Source organism: Streptomyces sp. NPDC002838, assembly GCF_040295365.1.
Classification (GTDB): domain Bacteria; phylum Actinomycetota; class Actinomycetes; order Streptomycetales; family Streptomycetaceae; genus Streptomyces.
The window spans coordinates 192972-203826 of the sequence record NZ_JBEOVF010000013.1 but is presented as its reverse complement, the minus strand read 5'-3'; the positions used below and the strand labels follow the sequence as shown (position 1 = coordinate 203826).

The 10855-nt window shown below is 68.2% G+C and carries 4 protein-coding genes, 1 tRNA gene and 1 rRNA gene; 5 read left to right on the top strand and 1 reads right to left on the bottom strand.

The genetic code is table 11. The annotated features are described in order from the left end of the window. The 3 genes from rrf to ABT063_RS19465 form a co-directional block, all read left to right on the top strand. Positions 1 to 93 (top strand): 5S ribosomal RNA (gene rrf / locus ABT063_RS19475); the annotation flags it as partial. A gap of 113 nt (positions 94 to 206) precedes the next feature. Continuing rightward, positions 207 to 869 carry a DegT/DnrJ/EryC1/StrS family aminotransferase gene (locus tag ABT063_RS19470; RefSeq protein WP_351058595.1) on the top strand — a complete coding sequence of 221 codons (663 nt, stop codon included), beginning with the start codon at positions 207 to 209 and terminating at the stop codon, positions 867 to 869. A 98-nt stretch (positions 870 to 967) separates the two neighbouring features. Next, a tRNA-Thr gene (locus ABT063_RS19465) sits at positions 968 to 1043 on the top strand. Between the two features lie 56 nt (positions 1044 to 1099). Here ABT063_RS19465 and ABT063_RS19460 read toward each other — a convergent pair. Next, positions 1100 to 3853, bottom strand: a complete 2754-nt coding sequence (locus tag ABT063_RS19460) for a SpoIIE family protein phosphatase (protein WP_351058587.1) — start codon at positions 3851 to 3853, stop codon at positions 1100 to 1102. Positions 3854 to 4228: 375 nt separating this feature from the next. Between ABT063_RS19460 and ABT063_RS19455 the strand changes: the two genes are divergently transcribed. Together ABT063_RS19455 and ABT063_RS19450 are read left to right on the top strand one after the other, a co-directional pair. Continuing rightward, positions 4229 to 9700: a HAMP domain-containing hybrid sensor histidine kinase/response regulator gene (locus tag ABT063_RS19455; RefSeq protein WP_351058586.1), complete on the top strand. Its 5472-nt coding sequence runs from the start codon at positions 4229 to 4231 to the stop codon at positions 9698 to 9700. A gap of 318 nt (positions 9701 to 10018) precedes the next feature. Further along, positions 10019 to 10699 carry a response regulator gene (locus ABT063_RS19450; protein WP_351058585.1) on the top strand — a complete coding sequence of 227 codons (681 nt, stop codon included), beginning with the start codon at positions 10019 to 10021 and terminating at the stop codon, positions 10697 to 10699. Positions 10700 to 10855: the final 156 nt, after the last annotated feature.

Sequence of the window (10855 nt, the reverse complement as noted above, 5' to 3'; positions counted from 1 at the left end):
ACGCCCGGTTACATTCCGAACCCGGAAGCTAAGCCTTACAGCGCCGATGGTACTGCAGGGGGGACCCTGTGGGAGAGTAGGACGCCGCCGAACAATTATTCAAAGGGTTGGACCCTGAACTTCGGTTCCGGGTCCAACCCTTTTTTGTTCTGCGTCACTTGAAGTTCACGTTGCGCAACCACGATCCCCGTATGGGTACTGCTGCAATGCTCAGGGCCGCCGGCGTCGGCATCGGTGACGAGGTTGTCGTACCGGCGTTCGGAAACGCGGAAGTCGCCGAGGCCGTGATCCTGGCGGGGGCGCTTCCGGTGTTCGCCGACATAGACCCGGTGACCTACTGTCTTGACGCGTCCGCTGTCGAAGCGGCCGTAACTCCGCGGACGGCGGCTGTAGTTGTCGTACATCGATTCGGGCGGCCGGCCGACATGGTGCGGCTGCTCGGGGTCGGGGAGCGGCATGGGCTTCTTGTGCTCCAGCAGGGGGAGTCCGAGGCGCCGTACGACGAGGTTGCTCAGCGCAGGCAGCGGGCCACCTATCTCGATACGAAGTTGAGGGGTGTGCGCACGCCTGATGGTGGTGACGGGCACACCTATCAGCAGTACGTCGTGCGAGTGCCGGGGAACGGGCGGCCGGATCGGGATGCCTTCGCCCGGGCCGTGCGGGCCAGGGGAGTCGAGTGCCGGGTGCCGGTAAAGACGCCTGTGCATCGGCTGCCGGAGTACCGGCGCTGTGTGGCGCTGCCGGAGACCGAGCGGGCCGCCGACGAGACGCTGGCGCTGCCTGTGGATGCCTCGTTGACCAAGCGGGACATGCAGCGGATAGTCGGCGCGTGCAATGCGCTCGGGGGACTGCTGCAGCCGGCCTTTTAGGTCAACTCACGGCCACGGAACGGACGGTTCGGAGCAGCCGTGGATTGTGTGTATGATCTATCCTGTCAACCGCGCGGGAGACCGCGACAAGGTGACAGGCCCCTATAGCTCAGTCGGCAGAGCGTCTCCATGGTAAGGAGAAGGTCAACGGTTCGATTCCGTTTGGGGGCTCCACGAGAAAGGCCCTCGCCCTTCCGGGCGGGGGCCTTTCGCATGCCCCCGTGGCCCTGTCAGTCCTTGTGGAGGCCGGGGACGCGCATCGCCAGGATCGCCATGTCGTCGGACGGGGCGTCCTGTGCGAACCGCTCCACCGCGCGCATGATGCGGGCCGCCACGGCGCCCGCTGTCAGGCCCGTGCAGGTCGTCAGGACGTCGGCGAGGCCGTCGTCGCCCAGCATGCGGGCGCCTTCGCGGCGCTCGGTGACGCCGTCCGTGACACACAGGAGGACGTCGCCGGGATCGAGGGTGATTGTCTGCTCGTACAGCTCCAGGTCGTCCATGACGCCGAGGAGCGGCTGCGGTTCGGCGGCCGGTTCGACCGTGCCGTCCTGGCGCAGGCGGAGCGGGAGGGGGTGGCCGGCGCAGACCACCTTCAGCTGGGCGCTGCCGTCCGCCTGGGGCCACAACTCGCCGTACAGGAGCGTCAGGAAGCGGCTGCGGGCGCCCTCGTCGAGGATCGCGGAGTTCAGGCGCTCCAGGACCGCCGGGCCGCTCAGGCCCTCGCGAGCGAGCAGCCTCAAGGCGTGGCGGGCCAGGCCCGTGACCGCCGCAGCGTTCGGACCCGTGCCGCAGACGTCACCGATGGCGAAGCCGTAGGCACCGTCGCGGATCTGGAAGAGGTCGTAGAAGTCGCCGCCGACCTCGTTGCCCTCGCCGGCCGCGCGGTAGATGACCTCGACCTCCACGCCGTCGATCTCGGGGAGCTCGGGCGGCAGGAGGCTGCGCTGGAGGGACTGGCTGATCGCTGTGCGCTCGGAGTACAGGCGGGCGTTGTCCAGGGCGAGGGCGGCCCTGCGTGAAAGGTCCTCAGCCAACTCCAGGATTTCCTGACGGAAGTGTTCGTCCGTGGGCTTGCCGAGGGTCAGCATGCCGATGACGCGGTTGCGGGCCACCAGGGGGAGGACCACCGTCTCGCCGCCCACCGCCGAGGCCGTGGCGAGGGTCGGGCCGATGCCCGACGCCAGCTGGCGGGTGCGCCCGCCGCTGAGGCCGAGGCTGCGCATGGAGCTGCGCAGGGCCGCCTGGTGGGCGGCCTCGCCGGGGGCGGACCAGACGCGGGCGCCGGGGGTGGGGACCGGGTCCGGCGGGGCGATCTTGGAGAGGAGGGACTTGATGCCGTCGATCAGTTCCTCGTCCTCGTGCAGGACGTACGACAGGTACGGATCCGAGGCCTGGTCGGCGATCGTGTAGACCGCGCACCACGTGGCCAGGGTCGGGACCGTCATCTGGGCCATCAGGGCGAGGGTCTGGTCGCGGTCCAGGGTGCCGGCCAGGAGGTCGGAGGCCTCGACGAGGAAGCTCAGGGAGCCTCGGCGCAGGCGTTCGAGTTCGCCGAGGCGGGCGGACTCCACGGCCAACGCGATGCGGTCGGCGGCGAATTGGAGACGGAGGGCCTCTTCGTTCGAGTATCTGCCTGGGGCCTCGGCCGCCACGCCCAGGGAGCCCGTGAGGCGGCCCTCGACCTTCAGGGGGACCGTGACGACCGAGCGCATGCCGGTGCCGCTCAGCAGCGGTACGGCGCCTGGTACGGCTGTCAGGTCGTCGTGGACGGCGGGCATGCGGGCCGAGCCGTAGCGGCCGGGGCCCGCCTCGACGGGGACGCGGGCGAAGCGCTGACGGGCGGAGGGCAGGCCCGTGGAGGCGCGGACCTCCAATTCCGTTTCGTCGTCGGTCGCGAGGAGCAGGAAGGCGGAGTCGCCGTCGAGCATGTCGCGGGCGCGTTCCACCGTGCGCTGGAGGAGGCCGTCGAGGTCGTCGGGGGCCGGGGAGCCGATGAACACTTCGAAGGGGTCGGCGCTCTGGCCGTCGGACCCGGTGTTCGTGTCGGAGGCGGGGACACGCAACGGGGTCTGCAGTACGGCCCGTTCGTGGTCGCGGACGAGGAGGCAGACGGTGGAAGGCTCGCCGGCCGTGTCGCGGACGCGGAGGTGGGAGGCGTACACGGAGATGATGCGGCCGTTGGCGTCCCTGATGCCGTAACTGCCCTCCCAGCGCGAGAGTTGGAGGGCCTCGGCGATGCCCGTGCTGGTGCCGGGGGTGTGCGGCCAGGCCGCGAGGTCGGTCAGCGGCTTGCCGATGACCTGTTCGGCCGCGTAGCCGAAGAGTTCCTCGCCGTCCTCGTTCCAGGAGGTGATGGCGCCCGTACGGTCGATCTGGACGACCGCGACGCGGACCCGGCCGTCGGCGAGCGGCAGGAGGTCGGCAGGCAGGGACGGGCCCGCAGCGCGGGTGCCCACCGGGCGCTCGGGGAGTGCGAGTTGGAACCAGACCTGCTTGTGCGTGGGCGTGTACTCGACGCCCCAGCGGCTGGCCAGCGCCGCGCAGAGCTGGAGGCCGCGGCCGCCCTCGCGGTCGGGGCTGCCCATGTTGACGGCCTGACCCTGGAGGGGGATTTCGCGTTCCGGATAGCGGTCGGCCACCTCGATCCGTACGCCATCGTCACTCCGTAGGCACAGCACGTCTGCGGATGTGCCCGCGTGCACCACGGCGTTGGTCACCAGTTCGCTCGTGAGGACGACGGCGTCGTCGACGATGTCGACGAAACCCCAGCCCTGGAGAGTGTCGCGGACGAAGGAGCGGGCGCTCGCGACCGATCGCCCGACGGGCTCGAAGCTGGCGGCCGCGCGCGCGGTGATCACAGAACTCCTCGACCGGTTGTCGACGTGCAGGGCTGCCCGGCCGACCGGCTCGTGCCGCTGCTGCGGCAGGCCGCCCGTCGGCCGGGGGTCCGGGGGCTGTCCCCCGGGGATCAGTCCGGTGGTCATGTGTGCGGCCGCCCTCCGATGCCCGCTCGTTCTCGTGCCACCGCCCAGGCCGGAAGGACCGGCGCGGCTGGACAGCCGCATGCAAGGTTACTTACCTTCCCCGTCCATGCGGATGCCGGTCTGCAGTGTTTCCGTCCGGAGGGTGTGCGGACGATGTGCGAAGCTGCCGAACTGTTATGGCCTGGTTCAGGCAGGGTGAAACACTGGGCAAGCTTCTGGTGAAGGTACTGGCAGGCTGAGTGTGGTTTGCATGCGGTGGGCAGCAGCCCCATGGTGTGGCCTGATACAGCGGGCAGGAATACGCAGTAGTAACTGGTACGCCGAGCAGTAGTACCCGACACAGCAGTAACGGTCGACCCCTGCGGGAGGGACACAGTGGAGTCTGGCGCAGAGACGCGGGGCACTAAGACGCGCGCGAAAGGCGGGCAGTCCCCGAGTAACCAGCGCAAGACGCGCGGCGGGACCACCGCGGTGGATACGGCTGCCCTGAACCGACTGCTGGTGGCTCTCGTGGCGATGCGCGACGGGAACTTCCGAAAGCGGCTCACGGTGTCCGGCGACGGCGTGATGTCGGAGATTGCTGCCGTTTTCAACGAGGTAGCGGACCGCAATCTCCATCTCACGGGTGAGCTCGCGCGGGTCCGGCGCATGGTGGGACGCGAGGGAAAGCTCACAGAACGGCTGGAAACAGGCGCCTCCGAGGGCTCGTGGGCGGCCGCCATCGACAACTCGAACGCGCTCGTGGACGACCTCGTACGGCCTGTCTCCGAGGTCAGCCGGGTGCTGTCCGCGGTGGCCGAGGGTGATCTGTCGCCGCGCATGGATCTGCGGACGCAGACGCCCGAGGGGCCGGGGCATCCGCTGCGCGGGGAGTTCCTGAAGGTCGGGCGGACCGTCAACAACCTGGTCGATCAGCTGTCGACGTTCACCGACGAGGTCACGCGCGTGGCCAGCGAGGTCGGCACCGAGGGCAAGCTGGGCGGACAGGCCCGGGTGCGCGGTATGTCCGGTTCGTGGAAGGACCTGACCGAGTCCGTCAACACGATGGCGTACCGGCTCACCGCCCAGGTGCGGGATATCGCACTTGTGACCACGGCGGTCGCCAAGGGTGACTTGTCCCGGAAGGTCACGGTTCATGTGGCCGGCGAGATGCTGGAACTGAAGAACACCGTCAACACGATGGTGGACCAGCTGTCGTCGTTCTCCTCCGAGGTGACCCGCGTCGCGCGCGAGGTCGGCGTCGAGGGCGAGCTGGGCGGTCAGGCACAGGTGCCCGGTGTGGCCGGGGTGTGGAAGGACCTCACCGATTCGGTGAATCTCATGGCCGGCAATCTGACGGCCCAGGTGCGTGGGATCTCTCAGGTGACGACCGCGGTTGCCAGCGGTGACCTGTCACAGAAGGTGACGGTGTCGGCGCGCGGCGAGGTCGCGCAGCTCGCCGACACGATCAACCAGATGACCGAGACGCTGCGGACCTTCGCCGACGAGGTCACGCGCGTGGCCAACGAGGTCGGCGCCGAGGGACGGCTCGGCGGGCAGGCGAACGTGCCGGGTGCGGCGGGGACGTGGAAGGACCTGACGGATTCCGTCAACACCGTCTTCCGGAACCTCACCATCCAGGTGCGGGACATCGCCTACGTGACGACGGCCGTGGCCAGTGGTGACCTGTCGCAGAAGGTCACCGTCGACGTGGCCGGCGAGATGCTGGAGCTGAAGAACACCGTCAACGGGATGGTGGACCAGCTGTCCGCGTTCGGTGCCGAGGTCACGCGGGTTGCTCGTGAGGTCGGTGTCGAGGGTGAGCTGGGCGGTCAGGCACAGGTGCCCGGGGCCGCCGGCACGTGGAAGGACCTGACGGACTCCGTCAACACGGCGTTCCGGAACCTCACCGGACAGGTGAGGAACATCGCCCAGGTGACGACGGCCGTGGCCAACGGTGACCTGTCGCAGAAGGTCACGGTGGACGTCTCCGGCGAGATGCTCCAGCTGAAGAACACCGTGAACACGATGGTGGACCAGCTGTCGGCCTTCGCCGACCAGGTGACGCGGATGGCCCGGGACGTGGGTACCGAGGGGCGGCTGGGCGGTCAGGCCGTGGTGCCGGGAGTTTCCGGTACGTGGAAGGAACTCACCGACTCCGTCAACTTCATGGGCGGCAACCTCACCTCGCAGGTGCGGCAGATCGCCCAGGTGACGACCGCGGTGGCCCGGGGTGACCTGTCCCAGAAGATCGACGTCGACGCGCGCGGCGAGATCCTGGAACTGAAGAACACCATCAACACGATGGTCGACCAGCTCTCCGCCTTCGCCGACCAGGTGACTCGGGTCGCCCGCGAGGTGGGCACCGAGGGGCGGCTGGGCGGTCAGGCGCAGGTGCCCGGCGTCGCCGGTGTGTGGCGGGATCTGACCGACTCCGTGAACGGCATGGCCGGCAACCTCACCGCTCAGGTGCGCAACATCGCGCAGGTCGCCACCGCGGTGGCCCGCGGTGACCTGTCCCAGAAGATCACGGTGGACGCGCGCGGCGAGATCCTGGAGCTGAAGAACACCCTGAACACGATGGTGGACCAGCTGTCGTCCTTCGCCCAGGAGGTCACGCGTGTGGCCCGTGAGGTGGGCACGGAGGGCATGCTCGGCGGGCAGGCCGAGGTGCAGGGTGTCTCCGGTACCTGGAAGGACCTCACGCAGTCCGTGAACTTCATGGCGAACAACCTGACCATCCAGGTGAGGAACATCGCCGAGGTGACGACCGCGGTCGCCAAGGGTGATCTGTCGAAGAAGATCACTGTTGACGCCAAGGGCGAGATCCTTGAGCTCGTCACGACGGTCAACACGATGGTTGATCAGCTGTCGTCGTTCGCGGAGCAGGTGACCCGGGTGGCCCGTGAGGTGGGCACCGAAGGCATCCTGGGCGGCCAGGCGCATGTGCCCGGGGTCGTGGGCATCTGGAAGGACCTCAGCGACAACGTCAACCTGATGGCCAACAACCTGACCATGCAGGTGCGCAACATCTCGCAGGTCGCGGCGGCTGTCGCCAACGGTGACCTGACGCGGACGGTGACGATCGAGGCGCGCGGCGAGGTCGCGCAGCTCGCCGACACCTTCAACACGATGGTGAAGACGCTGAGTTCGTTCGCCGACCAGGTCACCAAGGTGGCCCGTGAGGTGGGCACGGACGGCATCCTGGGCGGGCAGGCGCGCGTGCCGGGTGTGGCCGGTACGTGGAAGGACCTCACCGAGTCCGTGAACCAGATGGCGTCCAACCTGACCGGCCAGGTGCGCAACATCGCCATGGTGACCACGGCGATCGCCAAGGGCGACTTGACCAAGAAGATCGACATTGACGCTCGCGGCGAGATTCTCGAGCTCAAGACGACGATCAACACGATGGTCGACCAGCTGTCGTCCTTCGCCGAGGAGGTCACCCGAGTCGCCCGTGAGGTGGGTACGGAGGGCCAGCTCGGCGGCCAGGCACGCGTGCGGGACGTCGACGGCACCTGGCGCGACCTCACCGAGTCCGTGAACGAGATGGCCGGGAACCTGACCCGGCAGGTGCGTGCCATCGCGCGTGTGGCGACCGCGGTGACCCGCGGCGACCTCAACCTGAAGATCGATGTGGACGCCTCCGGCGAGATCCAGGAACTTCAGGACTACATCAACAAGATGATCGCCAACCTCCGCGACACCACGATCGCCAACAAGGAGCAGGACTGGCTCAAGGGCAACCTGGCCCGCATCTCCGCGCTGATGCAGGGCCGCCGCGACCTGGAGGACGTGGCCTCCCTCATCATGAGCGAGCTGACGCCGGTGGTGTCCGCGCAGCACGGCGCGTTCTTCCTGGCGATGCCTCTGGTCGACGGCAAGGACATGAACGCCGAGGGCGAGGACCAGTACGAGCTGCGGATGCTGGGGTCGTACGCCTACTCGATGGGTTCCATGCCGACCTCGTTCCGGCCGGGGGAGGGACTGATCGGGACGGCCGCCATGGAGAAGCGCACGATCCTGGTGGAGAACGCGCCCAGCGGCTACCTGAAGATCTCCTCCGGGCTGGGGGAGGCGCCGCCCGCCCAGGTGATCGTCCTTCCGGTGCTGTTCGAGGGCAAGGTGCTCGGCGTCATCGAGCTGGCGTCCTTCACGCCCTTCACGCAGATCCAGAAGGACTTCCTCAACCAGATCGCCGAGATGATCGCGACCAGCGTCAACACCATCTCCGTCAACACCAAGACCGAGGTGCTGCTCAGGCAGTCGCAGGAGCTGACCGAGCAACTGAGGGAGCGGTCGGAGGAGTTGGAGAACCGGCAGAAGGCCCTCCAGGCGTCCAACGCCGAACTGGAGGAGAAGGCCGAGCTGCTGGCCCAGCAGAACCGCGACATCGAGGTGAAGAACACCGAGATCGAAGAGGCGCGGCAGGTCCTGGAGGAGCGCGCCGAGCAGCTCGCCGTGTCCATGCGCTACAAGAGCGAGTTCCTGGCCAACATGTCGCACGAGCTGCGTACGCCGCTCAACTCGCTGCTGATCCTGGCCAAGTTGCTCGCCGACAACGCCGAGGGCAACCTCTCCCCGAAGCAGGTGGAGTTCGCCGAGACGATCCACGGGGCCGGTTCCGACCTGCTCCAGCTGATCAACGACATCCTGGACCTGTCGAAGGTCGAGGCGGGCAAGATGGACGTCTCCCCGACGCGTATCGCGCTCGTCCAGCTCGTCGACTACGTGGAGGCCACCTTCCGCCCGCTGACCGCGGAGAAGGGCCTGGATCTGTCCGTACGGGTGTCGCCGGAGCTGCCGGCCACCCTGCACACCGACGAGCAGCGGCTGCTTCAGGTGCTGCGCAACCTGCTGTCCAACGCGGTGAAGTTCACCGACTCCGGGGCCGTCGAGCTGGTCATCCGGCCGGCCGGCAGGGACGTGCCGATGGCGATCCGGGAGCAGTTGTTGGAGACCGGTTCGCTGCGCGACCCGGACGCCGACCTGATCGCGTTCTCCGTGACCGATACCGGCATCGGTATCGCGGCCAGCAAGATGCGGGTGATCTTCGAGGCGTTCAAGCAGGCGGACGGCACGACGAGCCGCAAGTACGGCGGTACCGGTCTCGGTCTGTCGATCTCCAGGGAGATCGCGCAGCTGCTGGGCGGTGAGATCCACGCGCAGAGCGAGCCGGGACGTGGATCGACCTTCACGCTGTATTTGCCGCTGCATCCGAGCGAACTGCCGCCGCAGGGCTATCAGCAGCTCGTGCCCGCCCTGGGTCCCGGGGACCTGATGGTGTCCTCCTCGGGTCTGCCCGAGCTGCCCGAGGCGGAGACGCCGGCCGAGGTGAAGTCGTACCAGGAGACGCAGAACGGTGCGGCCGCGCTCTTCCGGCGCCGCCGCAGGCCCGTGCCGGAGATCGAACAGCGCCCCGCGCAGGCGGAGCAGTGGCCGGCCGCGGGGGAGCAGCAGGCGGCGCCGAAGTCGCGCCGGGGCATCCGCTTCGGCGGGGAGAAGGTGCTGATCGTCGACGACGACATCCGCAACGTCTTCGCCCTCACCAGCGTCCTCGAACAGCACGGACTGTCCGTCCTGTACGCGGAGAACGGTCGCGAGGGCATCGAGGTCCTGGAGCAGCACGACGACGTCGCGGTCGTCCTGATGGACATCATGATGCCCGAGATGGACGGATACGCTACGACCACGGCGATCCGCAGGATGCCGCAGTTCGCCGGGCTGCCGATCGTCGCGCTGACCGCGAAGGCGATGAAGGGCGACCGGGAGAAGGCGATCCAGTCGGGCGCCTCCGACTACGTGACCAAGCCGGTCGATCCCGATCACCTGCTGTCGGTCATGGAACAGTGGATGCGTGGCGAGTGACGGGAAGGGTCGGGCTTTGTTCGGGCTTCGTGACCATGTGGCGGGAACCTTCGCAGGGGGCCCGGAGTTGCTGACTCAGGGTGGCCGAGGTCGTGTAGAAGTACGGGAATCAGGGAACCTTCTGGTCTCCCGCCGCGTTTCTGCTACGTGCACAGTGACATCGCGGTGACAGGGTGTGGCGACGGGCGGGGTGCGGCTACGATGACCGGCACAAGGACGGGCGACGCAAGGGAGTCGTCCCCTGGGGCGGCGCCCACCGGCGTCACCCCAAGTCCTGCGGACAGGGGAGGCCCCACGCCGGGGCGAGGAGGGCGGGCCATGGTGCAGAAGGCCAAGATCCTCCTGGTCGATGACCGGCCGGAGAATCTGCTGGCGCTGGAGGCCATCCTCTCTGCGCTCGATCAGACGCTGGTGCGGGCATCGTCCGGGGAGGAAGCGCTCAAAGCACTGCTCACGGACGACTTCGCGGTCATTCTGCTGGACGTCCAGATGCCGGGCATGGACGGATTCGAAACGGCCGCGCACATCAAGCGGCGAGAACGCACCCGGGACATCCCGATCATCTTCCTCACCGCGATCAACCACGGACCGCATCACACGTTCCGGGGCTACGCGGCGGGTGCGGTGGACTACATCTCCAAGCCCTTCGACCCCTGGGTGCTGCGCGCGAAGGTCTCCGTCTTCGTCGAGCTGTACATGAAGAACTGCCAGCTGCGTGAGCAGGCGGCGCTGCTGCGGCTCCAGTTGGAGGGCGGCGGCAAGGCGGATGCCGGGGACGCGAAGGAACCTGCGGGGTTGCTGGCCGAGCTGTCGGCACGGCTGGCGGCGGTCGAGGAGCAGGCCGAGGCGCTGTCCAAGCAGCTGGACGACGAGTCGGCGGATGCGGCGGCGGTGGCCACGGCGGCCCATCTCGAACGCAAACTCACGGGGCTGCGGCGGGCGCTGGACGCTTTGGAGCCGGGCACCGGGAGTTCTCCTTCGGTGCCGTCGCAGAACTGACGTGTGCCGCAGGCGTCGTAGCGCGCGATCCTGCGTGGGCTCAGGCGGGGCTGTGCGCGTGAGCGTGCGTCAACTCGGCTCCTTTTCAGGAGCGACACGAACGGGTGAAGCACCCGGCACACGTGTCCGCTGTCGTCTCCACCGGTAACCTCACAC

What these genes read in the sequence shown, in the direction of transcription:
- ABT063_RS19470 (WP_351058595.1), top strand. Translation starts at nt 207, where the DNA reads ATGCTCAGGGCCGCCGGCGTCGGCATCGGTGACGAGGTTGTCGTACCG.
- ABT063_RS19460 (WP_351058587.1), bottom strand. Translation starts at nt 3,853, where the DNA reads ATGACCACCGGACTGATCCCCGGGGGACAGCCCCCGGACCCCCGGCCG.
- ABT063_RS19450 (WP_351058585.1), top strand. Translation starts at nt 10,019, where the DNA reads ATGGTGCAGAAGGCCAAGATCCTCCTGGTCGATGACCGGCCGGAGAAT.